Origin of the sequence: Streptomyces sp. CB00455, assembly GCF_001905445.1 — a bacterium.
GTDB lineage: Bacteria > Actinomycetota > Actinomycetes > Streptomycetales > Streptomycetaceae > Streptomyces.
The window spans coordinates 288668-304979 of record NZ_LIVQ01000006.1 but is presented as its reverse complement, the minus strand read 5'-3'; the positions used below and the strand labels follow the sequence as shown (position 1 = coordinate 304979).

The 16312-nt window shown below is 72.3% G+C and carries 15 protein-coding genes; 9 read left to right on the top strand and 6 right to left on the bottom strand.

Features of this window, described 5'->3' with window-relative positions:
- Positions 1-2 precede the first annotated feature (2 nt).
- Entirely contained in the window at positions 3-905 is a 903-nt protein-coding gene (locus AMK16_RS24840; protein WP_073919515.1) for an acyl-CoA dehydrogenase family protein, read from the top strand.
- A 457-nt stretch (positions 906-1362) separates the two neighbouring features.
- Entirely contained in the window at positions 1363-1836 is a 474-nt protein-coding gene (locus tag AMK16_RS24835; RefSeq protein WP_073919512.1) for an ATP-binding protein, read from the top strand.
- Positions 1837-2084: 248 nt separating this feature from the next.
- Here the strand turns inward: AMK16_RS24835 and AMK16_RS24830 are convergent, their stop codons facing one another.
- Positions 2085-3011, bottom strand: a complete 927-nt coding sequence (locus tag AMK16_RS24830) for a cyclase family protein (RefSeq protein WP_073919510.1) — start codon at positions 3009-3011, stop codon at positions 2085-2087.
- Between the two features lie 108 nt (positions 3012-3119).
- Between AMK16_RS24830 and AMK16_RS24825 the strand changes: the two genes are divergently transcribed.
- Genes AMK16_RS24825 through AMK16_RS24810 form a run of 3 tightly spaced genes read left to right on the top strand, consistent with a single transcriptional unit; the run spans position 3120 to position 6488 of the window.
- Positions 3120-4052 (top strand): SDR family NAD(P)-dependent oxidoreductase, encoded by a 933-nt coding sequence (locus tag AMK16_RS24825; RefSeq protein ID WP_073919507.1) that lies wholly within the window; start codon positions 3120-3122, stop codon positions 4050-4052.
- A gap of 28 nt (positions 4053-4080) precedes the next feature.
- On the top strand, positions 4081-5424 hold the full coding sequence (locus AMK16_RS37460) for an acyl-CoA dehydrogenase family protein (RefSeq protein ID WP_079191698.1): 1344 nt from the start codon (positions 4081-4083) through the stop codon (positions 5422-5424).
- The gene (locus AMK16_RS24810; protein ID WP_073919504.1) at positions 5421-6488 is read left to right on the top strand and encodes a Zn-dependent alcohol dehydrogenase; all 1068 of its coding nucleotides are present in this window, start codon (positions 5421-5423) and stop codon (positions 6486-6488) included. The genes AMK16_RS37460 and AMK16_RS24810 overlap by 4 nt, the downstream gene beginning before the upstream one ends.
- A gap of 170 nt (positions 6489-6658) precedes the next feature.
- Here the strand turns inward: AMK16_RS24810 and AMK16_RS24805 are convergent, their stop codons facing one another.
- The 3 genes from AMK16_RS24805 to AMK16_RS24795 form a co-directional block, all read right to left on the bottom strand.
- Positions 6659-7582, bottom strand: a complete 924-nt coding sequence (locus AMK16_RS24805) for a D-alanyl-D-alanine carboxypeptidase family protein (protein WP_073919502.1) — start codon at positions 7580-7582, stop codon at positions 6659-6661.
- A gap of 168 nt (positions 7583-7750) precedes the next feature.
- A complete protein-coding gene (locus AMK16_RS24800) occupies positions 7751-8392 on the bottom strand; it encodes a flavin reductase family protein (RefSeq protein ID WP_073919499.1) in 642 nt (213 codons plus the stop codon).
- Between the two features lie 290 nt (positions 8393-8682).
- Positions 8683-8997: a hypothetical protein gene (locus tag AMK16_RS24795; RefSeq protein ID WP_242438885.1), complete on the bottom strand. Its 315-nt coding sequence runs from the start codon at positions 8995-8997 to the stop codon at positions 8683-8685.
- Positions 8998-9389: 392 nt separating this feature from the next.
- Here AMK16_RS24795 and AMK16_RS24785 point away from each other — a divergent pair, with 392 nt between their 5' ends.
- The 4 genes from AMK16_RS24785 to AMK16_RS24775 all read left to right on the top strand — a co-directional run bounded on the left by AMK16_RS24785 (position 9390) and on the right by AMK16_RS24775 (position 12951).
- Complete coding sequence (locus AMK16_RS24785) at positions 9390-10514, top strand: radical SAM protein (protein ID WP_073919491.1); 1125 nt, start codon at positions 9390-9392, stop codon at positions 10512-10514.
- The gene (locus AMK16_RS36735) at positions 10511-10675 is read left to right on the top strand and encodes a hypothetical protein (protein ID WP_199885560.1); all 165 of its coding nucleotides are present in this window, start codon (positions 10511-10513) and stop codon (positions 10673-10675) included. The genes AMK16_RS24785 and AMK16_RS36735 overlap by 4 nt, the downstream gene beginning before the upstream one ends.
- An 87-nt stretch (positions 10676-10762) precedes the next feature.
- Positions 10763-11629, top strand: a complete 867-nt coding sequence (locus AMK16_RS24780) for a GNAT family N-acetyltransferase (protein ID WP_073919488.1) — start codon at positions 10763-10765, stop codon at positions 11627-11629.
- A 524-nt stretch (positions 11630-12153) separates the two neighbouring features.
- On the top strand, positions 12154-12951 hold the full coding sequence (locus AMK16_RS24775; protein ID WP_073919486.1) for a VOC family protein: 798 nt from the start codon (positions 12154-12156) through the stop codon (positions 12949-12951).
- Positions 12952-12954: 3 nt separating this feature from the next.
- Here AMK16_RS24775 and AMK16_RS24770 read toward each other — a convergent pair whose 3' ends face one another.
- Together AMK16_RS24770 and AMK16_RS24765 are read right to left on the bottom strand one after the other, a co-directional pair.
- The gene (locus AMK16_RS24770) at positions 12955-13758 is read right to left on the bottom strand and encodes an enoyl-CoA hydratase/isomerase family protein (RefSeq protein WP_073919485.1); all 804 of its coding nucleotides are present in this window, start codon (positions 13756-13758) and stop codon (positions 12955-12957) included.
- Between the two features lie 126 nt (positions 13759-13884).
- On the bottom strand, positions 13885-16119 hold the full coding sequence (locus AMK16_RS24765) for an acetate--CoA ligase family protein (protein ID WP_073919484.1): 2235 nt from the start codon (positions 16117-16119) through the stop codon (positions 13885-13887).
- Positions 16120-16312 lie beyond the last annotated feature (193 nt).

Below are 16312 nucleotides of genomic sequence, written 5' to 3'. Positions count from 1 at the left end.
CCGTGGACTTCCAGCCGACCGAGGACCAGCGGGCCCTGCGCGCGGGCGTACGGGACCTGCTGGAGGGGCGGTACGGCCGCGAGGTGCTGCGGGCGGACCTCGACGGCGGGGCGGGGATCGACCGCGCGGTGTGGCGGGAGCTCGGCCGGGCGGGATTCTTCGCGCTGCGGCTTGCGGAGGCCGGGGGCGGGGTCGGCCTCGGCCTGCCGGAGGCGGCGCTCGTCTTCGAGGAGGCCGGACGGGTCCTGCTGCCGGGGCCACTGGTGGCCACGCACCTGGCCGCCGGGACGGTTCCCGGCGCGGCGGAGGGCGAGGCGGTGGTGACGGCCCTCGACCTGGGCGACGGACTGGTGACCCACCTGGACGACGCGGACGCGGTCCTGGGCCTGCCGGGGACGCCGCCGCGGGGCGAGCCGGTGCGCTCGGCGGACCCGATGACGCCTCTGCACCGGGTGGCGGGATGCGGCCCGGACCTGTCGGCGTACCGGGAGACGGGGGCGCTGCTGACGGCCGCGCTCCAGACCGGGAGCGCGCTGCGGACGGTGGAGCTCGCGGTGCGCTACGCCGGGGAGCGCGAGCAGTTCGGGCAGCCGGTCGGGGCGTTCCAGGCGGTCAAGCACCTGTGCGCGGGCATGCTGGTGCGCGCGGAGGTGGCCCGTACGGCGGTCTATGCGGCGGCGGTGACGGCGGACGGCGCGGAGATCGCCGCGGCCAAGCTCCTCGCGGACGGGGCTGCGGTGGGCAATGCGCGGGACTGCCTGCAGGTGCACGGCGGGATGGGCTTCACATGGGAGTCGGACGTGCACCTGCACCTGAAGCGGGCCTGGCTGCGGGCCGAACAGTGGCGGACGGCGGCGGAGGCGGAGGAGCTGCTGGCCGCGGACCTGATGGGCTCGGCGCGGTAGCGGCGGGGCGGGACCGGGGCGGGGCGGGGGGATGGCGCAGTGGGTGGCGCCCGGCTGCGTGGGAGCAGCCGGCGCGGGGCAGGAGAGGGGGATGGCTGGTACAGGAGCGCAGGAAGGGCAGCAGAAGCACCCAAGGTACGGGTGGCAGACGAGGCACGGGAAGGACGGTGCGGGACTCATGTCCGATTACAGAGAGTTGATATCGGTTTGTGTCCTTCACTCGACTCGTTACGGACCGGAGTCGGGGGGCCGCTCCGGTACGCTCCCACGAATGCGAGCGGTTGAGCGGCGCAGGCGTCGCACAGTATGCACCACGCCCCCTGCTTCGCGCGGGAATATGCCCGAAGCGCTTGTTGTGGTGACTGTATGTCAACCATGCTGCTCCGCAAGGGGATCACGCTGGGTGATCCCGTCGCGTCGCGAGGCGAAGTGTCCGCCGGTTCGGATGGTGTGAGCGGTGCAGGTGCTTCAGGTTCAGCTCGAAGTAGGACCGGACCCCGCCGAGGTGGGCCGGGCGCGCCGATGGGCGCGGTCGAGGCTGGCCGGGTCGGGCATAGGGGACGACGAGCCGCTCGCGGAGACGCTGATCCTGCTGATCTCCGAACTGGTCACGAACGCGGTCGTGCACACGGGTTGTCCGGCCGTACTGCGGATGCTGTTCGGCGGGCCGGGAGTGCGGGTCGAGGTCGCCGACGCGAGCGACCGGGCGCCGGCCCGCCGGCAGGCCGCCGGGGACGACACGGGCGGCCGCGGCCTGGAGCTGGTGGACGGCCTCGCGGACCGCTGGGGCTGGCAGCGCGAGGGCGGGGGCAAGCGGATCTGGTGCGAGATCGACCGCGCGCAGAAGGCCGCCTCGGACTGTGCGGCGGACGGCCCGGACCGCGGGCCCGAACCGTACGCGCCGACGCGGGAACCGCGCGTGTACCTCTAACGAGGTGTTGACGGTTCGTCACCTGTTGATCACCCTGGTGTGGAGCGATTCGACGCGAGGGGACGCCAAGGACAGGCCTTGACGAGTGCGGGTCGCGGGGTGGCGGCTGCCGTGCCGCGCTCGGGGCGTGCACGCGCACCGCCGCCACCCGCAGGTCCTTCCGCGATGCCCGTCCGCCGGTCCCCGGTGGGGGCCCGGGGATCAGGGGTCGTGGGCGGTCAGGGGCCGGGGGGTCAGGAGGCCGGGGGTCAGAAGAGTGCCACCGGGGACACCGGGGTGCCCACCGCCCCCGTGAAGGGTTCCGGCATGGCGGACAGGAGGAACGTGTAGCGGTTCTCCTCTGCACAGGCTGTGGACAACTTTTCGAGGTCCCAGTTCTGCCCCTGGTGCATGCCCATCTCCACCAGGTCCAGCGCGTGCACCGCGAGCCACAGGTCCTCGATCTCCGGCGGGAAGATCTCGAAGGTCAGGGTGTCGTTCGCCACCGCCGCCACGTCCCGGGCGTGGAACCACTCCGGGGTGCGGACGGACAGCCCCGGGGACGGAAAGCCGTAGCCGTGCTTGTCGCCCGCCAGGTAGAGCTGGATCTGACCGGTGCGGACCAGGACGATGTCGCCGGGGCGGACGGTGACCCCCGCGAACTCCTCGGCTTCGGCCAGGTCCTGGGGGGTGACGGCGTGGCCCCCCACCAGCCGGTCCAGCCCCTTGGCGCGCGCCACGTCCAGCAGGACGCCGCGCGAGACGATGGGCCCCGCCTTGTCGATGCCGCTGAACCGCGCGCGGCCGTGCGCGGTGATCGTGTCCGCCGGGCGGCCGTTGTAGATCGTTCCCGAGTGCGAGACGTGCGTCAGGGCGTCCCAGTGGGTGCCCGCCTGCAGCCCCATGGTCACGGCGTCGTCGCTGCACGCCACCGTCCCCGGCCCGAAGATCTCCTGGTTGATCTGCACCATCGTGTGCAGCGGGTTGACCCGGCCGGGGATCATGCCGACCTGCACGCCGTCCTCCTTGAGGGGAAGGGCCAGCGGGATGCGGCGTCCGCTGCGGACCTCCGCCGCGGCGGTCCGCACGACCTCGTCGGTGACGAGGTTCAAGGTGCCCCTCTCGTCTTCGGCTCCCCAGCGGCCCCAGTTGTTGACGCGTTCGGCGATGTCGTGGAACTCGGCGGGCAGTGGCATGGGCCTCAACAGCTCCTTGCGTGGAAACGGCAACGAGGGCTTGTGCAGGTGCATCGAGGTGCCCCTAGAATCTAACGGTCCGTCAGAAAACGCGGGAAGGGGCCGGACGTGGGGAACTTCTTGGCAGGCAAGGTCGTCGCCGTCACCGGCGCCGGCCGGGGCATCGGACGGGCCGTGGCACGCGCCGCGGCCGCCGAGGGTGCCGAGGTCGTGGTCAACGACTACGGCGTCGGCATCGGGGGCGGCGAACCCACCAGTGAGATCGCCGAGGCCGTGGTGAAGGAGATAACCGCTGCGGGCGGGGAAGCCGTCGCCGTCGCCGACGACATCTCCACCATGGCGGGCGGCCGGCGCGTCGTCGACACCGCGCTCGCCCGGTACGGACGCATCGACGGAGTGGTCTGCGTCGCCGGGATCCTGCGCGAGCGGATGCTCTTCAACATGTCCGAAGAGGAGTGGGACCCGGTGGTGGCCACCCACCTCAAGGGCACCTTCACCCTCTTCCGCGCCGCCTCCGCCGTCATGCGCAGACAGGGCTCCGGCACCCTCATCGGCTTCACCAGCGGCAACCACCAGGGCTCCGTCGCGCAGGCCAACTACAGCGCGGCCAAGGGCGGCATCATCTCCCTCGTCCGCTCCGCCGCGCTCGGGCTGGCCAAGTACGGGGTCACGGCCAACGCCGTCGCACCCGTCGCCCGCACCCGCATGTCCGCCAACGTCCCCATGGAGCTCAAGGAGATCGGCGAACCCGAGGACGTGGCGGCCCTCGTGACCTACCTGCTCTCCGACCGGGCCGTGGCCGCCGGCGGCGAGAAGATCACCGGGCAGGTCTACACGATCGCCGGCCCGAAGATCGCCGTCTGGGCGCAGCCGCGCGAGCTGCGCGCCGCCTACGCCGAGGGCTCCTGGACCCCGGAGAAGATCGCCGGCTTCCTGCCCGGGACGGTGGGCACCGACCCGATGCCGATGCTCGCGCAGCTGGAGGCCATGGCCAGGGCGGCGGCCGCCGAGGACCGCCCCAACGCGCAGCGCCCGGAGTGAAGGGCCGGCAGGAGCGAGGGGGAGCGGCGTGGACTTCAGCTTCGGGGACGAGGACGAGGAGCTGCGCGGGCGCGCCCGTACGTGGCTGACGGAGCACCTCGCGGGACCGTACGCGCGGGCCCGCGGGCTCGGCGGCCCGGGCAGCGGGCACGAGGAGGTCGAGGTCCGGCGCGCGTGGGAGCGCGAGCTGGGACGCGGCGGCTGGATCGGGCAGGGCTGGGAGGTCCCGGCCGGGACCTACGGGCAGCAGCGGCTCTCGCTGACCGGGCAGGTGGTGTGGGCCGAGGAGTACGCGGCGCTGCGCGCGCCCGGCCGGGCCGGCCACATCGGCGAGAACCTCCTCGCGCCCACGCTCGTCGCCCACGGCACCCGCGAGCAGCGGGACCGCTTCCTGCCCGGGATCGCGCGGGGCGAGGAGCTGTGGTGCCAGGGCTACAGCGAGCCGGGCGCCGGATCCGACCTCGCGGACATCCGGACGGCCGCCGTCCGGGACCGGGCGGACGGGCGGTACCGCGTGACCGGCCAGAAGATCTGGACCTCCCTGGCCCGGGACGCCGACTGGTGCTTCGTCCTGGCCCGTACCGAGCCCGGCTCCCGGCGCCAGAGGGGGCTGTCCTTCCTGCTCGTACGGATGGACCAGCCGGGCCGCGTCGAGGTCCGGCCGATCCGGCAGATGTCCGGGACCTCGGAGTTCAACGAGGTGTTCTTCGACGGGGCGGTGGCGGCCGAGGCCGTCGGCGCGGAGGGTGACGGCTGGACGGTGGCCATGGGCCTGCTCGCCCTGGAGCGGGGGGTGTCCACGCTGGTCCAGCAGATCGGCTTCGCGGCCGAACTGGAGCGCGTCCTGGCGGCGTACGCGGCCTGCGCGGCCCCGGCAACGGCGACGGCAACGGCAACGGTCCCGGCCTCGGCAACTGCCTCGGCCTCGGCAACTGCCTCGGCCACCGGCTCCGCCCCCGCCGCGAGCCCCGCCTCCGGGCCGGCCCCGGACGGTGCCACGGCCGCCGCCCGGGCCCACGATCCCGTCCTGCGCGAGCGCCTCGTACGGCAGTGGGCCGAGCTGCGCACCATGCGGTGGAACGCGCTGCGGACCCTGGGCGCGGCGGGCGGCCCGGGGGCGCCGAACGTGGCCAAGCTGCTGTGGGGCGGCTGGCACCGGCGGCTCGGTGAGCTGGCGGTGGAGGTCCGCGGTGCGGCGGCCTCGGCCGGAGGGGCGGCCTGGGCGCCGGGGCTGCCGTACGAGCTCGGACTCGACGAAGGGCAGCGGCTCTTCCTGTTCACCCGCGCCGACACCATCTACGGCGGCTCGGACGAGATCCAGCGGAACATCATCGCCGAGCGCGTGCTCGGCCTGCCCAAGGAGCCCAGGTGAGAGGCGTCGTGTTCGACGGCAAGCAGGTCCAGGTGGTCGACGACCTGGAGATCCGCGATCCGGGGCCGGGGGAGGTGCTGGTCGCGATCGCGGCGGCCGGGCTCTGCCACAGCGACCTGTCGGTGATCGACGGCACGATCCCCTTCCCGCTGCCCGTGGTGCTCGGGCACGAGGGCGCCGGCGTGGTCGAGGCGGTCGGTTCGGGAGTCACGCACGTGGCGCCCGGGGACCACGTGGCGCTGTCCACCCTGGCGAACTGCGGGGCGTGCGCGGACTGCGACCGGGGCCGGCCGACGATGTGCCGCAAGGCGATCGGGAGGCCCGGTCAGCCCTTCTCGCGGGGCGCCAGGCCGCTGTTCCAGTTCGCCTCGAACTCGGCCTTCGCCGAGCGGACGATCGTCAAGGCGGTACAGGCCGTGAAGATCCCGCCCGACATCCCGCTGACCTCGGCCGCCCTGATCGGCTGCGGGGTGCTGACCGGGGTCGGCGCGGTCCTGAACCGGGCGAGGGTCGACCGGGGGGAGTCCGTGCTCGTCATCGGCGCCGGCGGGATCGGGCTGAACGTGCTCCAGGGCGCCGGGATCGCGGGGGCCACGACCATCGTGGCGGTCGACGCGAACCCCGCGAAGGAGGCGGTGGCCCGGCAGTTCGGGGCCACGCACTTCATCGACGCCTCAGCGGTCGCCGACTCCTCGGCGGCCGTGCGGGAGATCCTGCCGACCGGCGCCGACCACGCCTTCGAGTGCGTGGGCAGTGTGAAACTGATCCGCCAGGCCGTCGACCTCCTCGACCGGCACGGACAGGCGGTCCTGCTCGGCGTGCCGGGGTTCAAGGAGGAGGCGTCGTTCCTCGTCTCGTCGGTGTACCTGGACAAGACGATCATGGGGTGCCGGTACGGGTCCTCGCGGCCGCAGCGCGACATCGCGCTGTACGCCGACCTCTACCGGCAGGGCCGGCTGCTGCTGGACGAGCTGGTGAGCGAGGTCTACCCGGTCGAGGACTTCGCCCGGGCCGCCGACGACGCCCACCACGGACGGGTGGCGCGGGGGGTCCTGACCTTCTGACCCTGTCGCGCGCTGTGCCCTGGACTGCCGCCCTTGGACTGCTGCTCTTGGGCTGCCGCTCTTGGACTGCTGCCCGCCGCCAGGGCCGGGGCCCGCGGCGGGCGCCCGCGGTGACGGGCCGGCGCCGGGGGCCCCGGCGGCGGCCCGCGTCACCGCGGACACCGGCACCGTCAGTCGAGGACGTCGGGGATCGGGTCGGTGTTGCTGCGCTGGAGCGCGGTCTTGGAGCCGGCGGCCGCGCCGAGGGCCCAGTCCGAGAGCGCCATCGCGTCCGCGTAGCGCTCCTCGTCGTTCAGCAGGACGCCGATGACGGTCTTGCCGTTACGGGTCACGGAGAAGACGAGGCACTTGCCCGCGGCGGTGCCGGTGCCCGTCTTGACACCGATCGCCCCCGGGAAGGCGTACCCGGTGGGGCGGGGCTGGATCAGCAGGTTGCTGTTGTTCCAGGTGGCCAGCGCGGAGGTGCCGCCGGTGCTGTACGACGTCGTCTTCACGATCGTCTGGAACTTGACGCTGGTCATCGCGTACTTGGTCAGGGTCGCCATGTCGCGCGGGGTCGTGAGGTTGTTGCCGGTCGGCGAGATGCCGTCGAAGGTGTCGTAGACCGTGTTGGTCATGCCCAGGTACTTGGCCTTGGCGTTCATCTTCGCGATGAAGTCCGCCGTGCGGGCCTCGCGGGTCGCGCCCGAACCGAAGGTGTCCGCGAGCGCGTACGCCGCGTCGCAGCCCGACGGCAGCATCAGGCCGAACAGCAGCTGGCGGACGGTCGGGGTGGCGCCCGCCTTGAACTGGGCGGTGCTCGCGCCCTCGCGGACGACGTAGTCCAGGTACTCCTGCTGGATGGTGACCTTCTTGTCGAGGTCCATGCCCGGCGAGGTGATGACCACCATGGCGGTCATGATCTTCGTGGTGCTCGCCATCTGACGCTTGGTGTCGGCGTCCTTGGAGGCGAGGGTGGCACCGGTGGTGCCGTCGATCAGGACCGCGCCGGCGGCCGTGAGGGGCGGCGCGGCGACGGCCTGGGCCGGCGCGGCGACCGTGAGCAATGCTCCGGCCGCGACGGTCACGGCGAGCGCGCCGCGGGCGCGGCGCATCAGGTTCGATATCAAGGTCAATCCCCGTGTCTGCTGGTGAATTTCGAGAGGGCGCAGACGCAGAGGTGTCCCCGCCCCGAGGGGAGCTTACGTAGTCGGACGGCGACACGGGCACCCGATCGGCCGATGAAGGCCGGTATAGGTGATTCATCCGATCGGCGGGGTACCTCAATCGGCCAGACGGCCGAAACGGCCCTTGTGGAAGAGGAGTGGCTCGCCCTCGCCGGCCGCGCCCATCGCCACGACCCGCCCCACGACGATGAGGTGGTCACCGCCGGTGTGCACCGCGTGGATCCGGCAGTCGATCCAGGCGGGCACGGCGTCGAGCTGCGGCGACCCCGTGACGGGCGCGGGCGTGTGGGTCACCCCGGCGAACTTGTCCGCGCCGCTGACCGCGAAGGACCGGCACAGCGCGCCCTGTTCGGCGCCCAGGATGTTGACGCAGAACACCCCGGCGCGGGCGATCCGGGGCCAAGTGGCCGACGTACGGGCGACCATGAAGGTGACCAGGGGCGGGTCCAGGGACAGCGCGGCGAAGGACTGGCAGGCGAAACCGGCCGGACCGGCTCCGTCCGCGCCGGACGGCGCCGTGATGACCGTGACGCCGCTGGCGAAGTTCCCGAGCACGGCCCGGAACTCGGCGGGGCCGACCGGTGCGCGCTCGTCCGCGCCGACGGCCCGCAGGTCGGGGCGCGGCAGGGCGTCGACGGGCCCGGGTCGCTTCCCGGTCCCGGCCCCCGGCCCCGCCTCCGGCGGGGCGGAGGTGGGGGATCCGACCGACCTGAGGTATCGGACGACGGTGGCCGCCATCCCTGCATGTCCCATCACACGTCGATTGAAGCTGACGGTACGTCAGATAGGAACCCCGAAGCGTCGGCGGAACCCGACGTTATCCAGGCGCAGCGCGCCGACAACGCCGTAGGACGACCGACCTGACGTTACGTCACCCCCGATGCGCGCCGTGCGCACAGTCTGGCCCACGACAGCGGAGCCGGGGGCCGGAAGAGGGCTGGGGGAGCGCGCATGGGGAACGGTTTTCAAGAGAGTGCTGCGAGCAGCGGCTTAACGGGTGCTCTTCCCCCACCCACGTCTAGCGGTGATCAGCTGCACGCCTTCTCGATGGCCTCGAAGATGTCGGCGTCGGTCTCCTGTTGCCAGGACGGCAGGTCAGGCCAGTCCGCCACGTAGCCCGGCTTCGGCTCCTCGAAGTGCTTGAACATCTGTGCCGTCCAGCACGTCGCGATGAACCGGCTCTTCTGCTCGCGGGACAACCTCGACGTGTGGCCACCGCTGATCTCAATGAACTGCCGGACCTGGTCGTAGACCGAGCCTGCAGCCTCGCGCTCCCACTGCGGGGTGTCTTCCCAGGGGGTGACGTAGCCGGCCTTCGGCTCCCCGGGGAAGTGCTGGTGCACTCCCGCGATCCAGGTTTCCCGGAACAGTCGTGCACCTTCGGTCTGTGGTCCTCGTGGCCCTAGCAGGGGACCCCGGCCACTGACCCCCAGATCTCGACCTCGCTCTTCGTGAGCCCGCCCGGGTCCGATGCACCAACCGCGAGTGGTGCCAGCCCCGCTTACTTGGTCATCTCTTCCTTATGGAGCCCCTTCGTGGAAAGCGCATCACACACGCCGTTCCGGCACCGTCGCCCCCCTGTCAACGAGCGCTGCGCGAACTGCGGCGGTAGCGGCGCCGACTCATCCGGCAAGAGCTGTGGCACCTGCAACGGGCTCGGCGAGATCTACTGCCGCGCTGGCCGCCAGGGCTTGCGCGCGGCGTCGCGTTCCGTGATCTGGAAGGAAGGGCACTGATGGCCCACGCTCTGATCGCCTCCCCGTTCCTCGACGGGCACCTACTCCTCAAGCCCGGGGCTCGGTCCGGGGCCCGGATCCCCGCCGCCGAGTACAACGAGCTGCGTAACGCCGCCGCCGACGGCCAGGCGCTGCCCGCATGGGCGGTCCAAACCGCCGCCGAGGTGTGGGGCCTGGATCTCATCGGCCGACGCGTGCAGGGCACGGTGCTGGTGCGCGAGCGGTCCCCATACGGCTACTGCCGCGCCTCCTGGGAGATCAACCTCGGCTGCAACTTCGGCTGCAAGCACTGCTACCTCGGGGAGCGGCCCTTCTCCGGCCTCGGCTGGGCGGACAAGGTGCGGCTGCTGGACATCATGCGCGAGGCCGGTGTCCTCTGGCTCCAGATCACTGGCGGCGAGCCCACCATGGACCCGGACTTTCAGGGCGCTTACCGGTACGCCTGGCAGGCCGGGATGATGCTCACCATCTCCACCAACGGCTCGCTGCTCTGGCGGCCGGACCTCCTCAAGCTCTTTCGGGACTGCCCGCCCTACCGGTTGGTCGTCAGCATGTACGGGGCGAGCGAGGAGTCCTTCGACGCGCTCACCCAGCGCCGTGGTGCGTGGAAGGCGTTCCGGCGCGGCATGGACGCCGCACGCGAGGCGGGCCTGCCCCTGCGGATCAACGTCGTGGTGACCGAGGACAACGCCTCGGAGGCGGATGAGATGGCCGCCCTCGCCGAGGAGTGGAATGTCGAGAACCACGCGTATACGAACATGACGCCCACGATCTATGGCGGTGGTGAGCCTCTGCTCGCCCAGTCCGCCGCGCACCTGCGGCAGCGCAAGCCGTTCGCCGGATGCAACGCGGGACACACCTTCTTCCACGCCGACCCGCACGCCAAAGTGTCGATCTGCAAGGTCGGCCGGGACGACCAGATCGACCTCATGTCTGAAGGCGTCGACGGCCTCACCCGGCTCGGCGCCATCGCTGACCGCCTCATGCTTCGCACCGGAGGGTGCGAGGGCTGCGCCCTGTCCGGCACCTGCCGGGTCTGCCGCCCCCTGGCCAAGCATTACCAGCAAGCCAAGGCACCGCTGCACAGCTACTGCCAACACGGCGACAAGGAGAACGCATCATGACCCCGCCCGTACTGGTGAACCTTCTGCCGGGCCCGCCGACCTCAGCCCGCCGCGCGGCACCCCCCGTCGCCGCCCTTGCGGTGACCACCGTCCTGGACCTGGACGACGTCGTGGAGAGCGCGGAGTGCTCCTGCGACGCCGGCGACGACAACCCCCACTGACCCACAGATCCAGTCGGTTCCGCTCAGGCCCTGACGTGTTCGCGTCGGGGCCTGAGCCCTGACCGGCCGACCGCTAGGGTGCCGCTCATGCTCTTCCGTTGGGATTGGCTCCAGCCTGTGTTGACCGCGCCGATCGTGCCGACGCTCGGTCCCGTCCACCCCAAAGCCCTAACCCTCGACATCTTCGAAGACACCCTGCGAGTGGCCGCCACCGGGGGCTTCCTCCTCTACGACAAGGACCGGCGCTGGGGCGCAGAGAAGGATGAGGCGGTCCTCCGTGATGACGTGGTGCACCAGCCGGATCACACCCTCATCCCCACCCTGAACCGGCGCGGACGCGGCACCGTCAAAGTGTTCGCCTATGGGCACTGCGGCAGTGTCGTGGACCAGGCAGCAAAACTGGCTGCCAAACTCGCCGCGGTGCACGACGCGGTCAACGGTCGAGTCGTGCGCCCGCTCGGCCCCGAGGCCGACTCCCCCCGCGGCACCCGCATCCAGCTCATGGACTTCACCGCCTGCCCATGCCCCGACCCCGGCGGCCCGGTCCGCCCCGTGACCGACTGGCCAACGACGGTCCAGGAGACCTTCGCGCCGTTCGCCACAGCCATGGCCGCCGATGGACTGGCCTTTCTCCACGCCCAGATGCAGGCCGGCCGGTGCGGTCCGGTCCTCTCCGCCGTCGTGCAGGGCCGAATCGTGGGCGCGATCGGCCCCATGGAGGTACGCCCCGACGCGATCGGATGCCCCCAGCTCCTGCCCCAGTACTTCGCCGTCCTGCCCGAGGCGCGAGGGCAGGGCCTGGGCCGCGCCCTGTGGCGGGCCGCGATGCACTGGGGCCAGTCCCAGGGTGCCGCCTACCAGCTCCTTCAGACCGAGGTCGGTGGCCCTTCCGACAGGCTGTGCCAAGCCGAAGGTCTGACCTCCCTCGGCTTAAGCCACACCACACGGGCTTAGCGATTCAGCGCCTTTACGCTCGCACGCCAACTACCGCCCACGCTTTGACCGCTCGCCCGTACTGGCGCAGCATGCAGCGCGGTCGGCCGGAGCGGATCTGGCCGGTGTTGGAGGACATCCCGTCCAATACGCCACGGAGTCGTTCGCCCCGTGCCTGCCGGCATCGCCTCCGGAAAACGGGTGGTCGGCAATCTCCCGGGCCAGTTGCCGAGCTTCGGAGAAGTACGCGCGAGCCGGGTGGCTACAAGGACATGGAGGAGCGCTCCCTGCAGCTCAAGACGGACTTCTACGACCAGTTCCTGCCCGCCCTGGAACGCGTCCGCGGCTGAGGCGCGAGCGGCCCCCGCTGCCTCCGCACGGGTGAAACCCCCCGCCCCTTCGGGTCCGCAGGCCCGGCCCGGGGCGGGGGATCGGCATCGTGGCAGCGACTCCGTACGAGTCCGCAGCACCGGTCGTACGGGTCGTGGCACCCCGCACGACCCCGCACACCGCCGTACGGCCGCCGCACTCCCGGGAGGACCCCCATGCTCGGCACCGACTTCACCACCGGATCGCCCAACTGGCTCGACCTCGGCAGCCCCGACATCGACACCGCGACACGCTTCTACCGCGCCGTCTTCGGCTGGGACTTCGTCTCCGCCGGGCCCGAGGCGGGCGGGTACGGCTTCTTCCAGCTGGAGGGCAAGACCGTCGCGGCCATCGGCCCCCTCACCGAGGCGGGGGCGACGTCGGCCTGGATGATCCACTTCATGAGCTCCGACGCCCGGGCCACCGCCGAGGCAGTCACGGCGGGTGGCGGGCGGGTGCGCACGGAGCCCATGGACGTCATGGGCCAGGGTCTGCTGGCACAGTTCACCGACCCGCAGGGCGCCGAGTTCGCCTGCTGGCAGCCCGCCGGGACCGGCGGCCTGGAGCTGACCTCCGCCGACAACACCCTCGTGTGGGCGGAGCTCCACGTGCCGGACCCCCTCGCCGGCATCGCCTTCTACTCCGCGCTGTTCGGCTGGCGCCACGCCGAGATGCAGGCGCCCGGCATGACGTACCGGGTCCTCAGCACCGCCGGCGGGGACCAGCAGGACGCCTCCTTCGGCGGGGTCGCGCCGCTCGGCGACGGTGCGGGCGGCGAGAGCGCGGCCGAGGAGGCGCGCTGGGTGCCGTACTTCAACGTGCCGGACGTGGACGCCACCACCGCGGCGGTCCGGGACAACGGCGGATCCGTCCTCATGCCGGCGGCGGACGTGCCGCAGGTCGGCCGGATCGCCTGGGCCACGGACCCGGGCGGCGCGGTGTTCGCCCTGCTGAGGCCCGACCCCCGCATGTAGCGCTCAGCGGCCGAGGTACTTGGGTGTGCGGCGCTCCACGAAGCTCGCCACGCCCTCGTTCGCGTCGGCCGTGGTCATGTTGATCTCCTGAGCGGTGGCCTCGGCGGCCAGTGCGGCCGCCCGGTCGCCGTCCAGGGAGGCGTTGACCAGCTGCTTCGCCAGGGCGAGGGCGCGCGTCGGGCCCTGCGCGAGGCGCTCCGCCCACTCCCGGGCGGCCGGTTCCAGCTCCCGCGCCGGGACGACCCTGTTGACCAGGCCGAGCCGCGCCGCCTCGGCGGCCGGGACGGCCTCGCCGAAGAACATCAGCTCCTTGGCCTTCTGGGGGCCGATCAGCCGCGGGAGCAGGTACGCGCCCCCTCCGTCCGGGACCAGTCCGCGGCGCACGAACACCTCGATGAACCGCGCCCCTTCGGCGGCGATGACGAGGTCGCAGGCGAGGGCGAGGTGCGCGCCGATGCCGGCGGCCGTGCCGTTCACGGCCGCGACGACCGGCTTCTCGCAGTCGAGTACGGCCGTGACGAGCCGTTGCGCGCCGAGCCGGACCATGCGGGCGACGTCACCGGCGACCCTCTCACCACCGGCGGCGGACGCTGCGCGCAGGTCGGCCCCCGCGCAGAAGCCCTTGCCGGTGGCGGTGATCACTACGGCGCGCACCGCCGGGTCGGCGGACGCCCCGGCGAGCAGCGCGATGATCCGCTCGCGCTGGTCCCAGGTGACGGCGTTCATGGCCGCGGGGCGGTTGAGGGTGATCCACGAGACGCCGTTCTCGACGCGGTGGAGCACTTCGTCCTCTGAGGTGTCGCTCATGCGTGGAACTCCCGTTCGGGCGGAGGCGACCCACCGGCCGCTGCTCGGGGATGCGGGCCCCGGGAGCGTCCCCGGGGGGCCGCGGGACCGTCCCCGCGGGGCCACGGGCGGTCCGCAGGGCGGGCGTCAGCGGCAGATGGCCAGTGCGTCCAGCGCCACCGCCCCCTGCCCGCGCGGGAGCACCATCAGCGGATTGATGTCCAGTTCCGAGAGCTGGCCGCCGAGTTCCAGGGCCATCCGCTGGATCCGCAGGATCACCTCCACCAGGGCGTCGACATCCGCCGGAGGGGCTCCCCGTACGCCCTCCAGCAGCGCGTGCCCGCGCAGCTCGGTGAGCATCGCGCGGGCCTGGTCCTCGCCGAAGGGCGGCACGCGGACCGCCGCGTCGTGCAGGACCTCCACGAGGACGCCCCCGAGCCCCGCCGTCACCGTGGGCCCGAAGAGGTCGTCCTGGGTGACGCCGACGACCATCTCCACGCCGCGCTCCACCATCTGGCAGACGAGGATCCCGTCGAGCGGGACGCTCTCGTAGCGCGCGGTGTCCGTGAGCTCCCGGTAGGCGTCGCGGATCTGGCTCGCCGAGGTCAGGCCGATCTTGACCAGGCCCAGTTCCGTCTTGTGGCCGAGCTGGGGACCCGACGCCTTCATGACGACGGGGTACCCGACCAGACCCGCCGCACGCACGGCGGCCGCCGCGCTCGTCACGAGCTGCTCCCGGGGCACGCGGATCCCGTACGCCCGCAGCAGCTGTTTCGCCGCGTGCTCGCTGAGCTGCTGCCCGGGCCGCATGAGCGCCTGCGCCTTGCGGTACGAGGGCGAGGGCGTGCGAGGCGCGTCCGCGAAGGGCGAGCGGTAGCCGGCGGTGAAGCGGTGGTGGCCGAGGTAGGCGCGTACCGCGGTGATGCAGTTGCCGAAGGTGCGGAAGGTGGCCACGCGGGAGGAGCCGAGGAGGGTGGTGCGGTAGGCATCCTCGGTGCCGAGGGGGGAGCCCCAGATCACGCAGACGAGTTTGTCGCTGGCCTCCGCCGCCTCGACCAGGTCCCGTGCGAGCCGGTCGCTCATCGGCGGGAAGGGGCCGGTGATGGGGCAGATCAGGACCCCCACCGAGGGGTCGGCGAGGATCGCGTCGATGATCTTGCGGCCACGCCAGTCACCGACGGGGTGGCCGCCGTTGTCCACGGGGTTGGCGACGTTCAGGTACGGCGGGATCCACTGGTGGAGTTCGTCCTGCTTCGCCCGGGAGAGGGTGGGCAGGGGGAGCCCGGCCTCCGTGGCCAGGTCCGAGAAGTGGGCGCCGGTGCCACCGGAGATGGAGTAGACGACGACCCCCTCGGCCTGCGGCCTGCGGGCGCGGGCGAGGAGGGCGGCCGTGTCCTGGAGCTCGTCCAGGCCGTCGACGCGGATGACGCCGAACTGGCGCATGGCGGCGTCCACGACGGCGTCCGCGCCGGTCAGCTTCCCGGTGTGGGAGGCGGCGGTCCGGGCGCCGGTCTCGGTGCGGCCGACCTTGACGGCGACGACCGGGACGCCGCGCCGCGCGGCCCGGTCGGCGGCGAGCAGGAAGGACCGGCCGTCCTTCAGGCCCTCCAGGTAGCAGGCGATGGCCCCCACCTCGGGCTGCTCGGCGAAGTAGGAGATGAAGTCGGCGCTCTCCAGGTCCGCCTCGTTGCCGGTCGGCGCCCAGTGGGAGAGGCGTATGCCCAGCTCCTGGAGGGTGTAGAGGGGCCTGCCCTGGTGGCCGGACTGCGTGATCAGGGCGATCGCCGGGCCGTCGAGGTCCTCGCGGAACTCCTCGAAGGCGTTGAGGTTGGTGTTGGGTCCCAGCAGCCGCAGGCCCGAGCGGCGCACGGCCGCCGCGAGTCGCACCTGGGCGGCGGCGCCCGCGTCGCCGGTCTCGGCGAAGCCGGAGGCGAAGGCGACGGCGAACCTCACCTTGGTGGCGGCGAGCTCCTCGATGACGGGGAGCGGGTCGGCCACGAGGAGGACGGCGAGGTCCACCTGTTCGGGCAGGTCGGCGACGGAGGCGTGGCAGGGCAGACCGAAGACGCTGGGGCGGGTGGGGTGAACGGGGTGGATCCTGGCGCCGACGCGCTCCGCCCAGGTGATCAGCCGGCGCGTGATGCCGGTGTGGGGTCTGCCGTCGGCGTCGGAGGCGCCGATGACGGCGACGGACTCGGGCCGGAAGAACCGGTCCAGGTCAGGTACCTCGGAGTGCAGGGGCCGTCCGCTGACGTCCACGGCCACCGCGTCCTCGGCGGACGGCGGCGCCGAGGAGTGGACGGCCGTCCTGGGGGACTCCCCGCAGGCCTCGACACGTGCGCGGAAGTCGGTGGTGAGGGTGCCGTGAGTAGATCCAAGCATCGTTCCGCCCGCTCCTGCTCGATGAACATCGATGGAACCTCAATAACTGACGTCTAGTCAGATTACTGAACTGACATGTCGTCAGGAACAGGCCTGCGCAGGAAAGCTGGTGGAGGTGGTGTGTGGAACGGTGGCAGATCCCCGCCGTCCGGGTCCAGAGTGCCTTTCCGGCCCGGCCGGCGGGGGCGCGGCC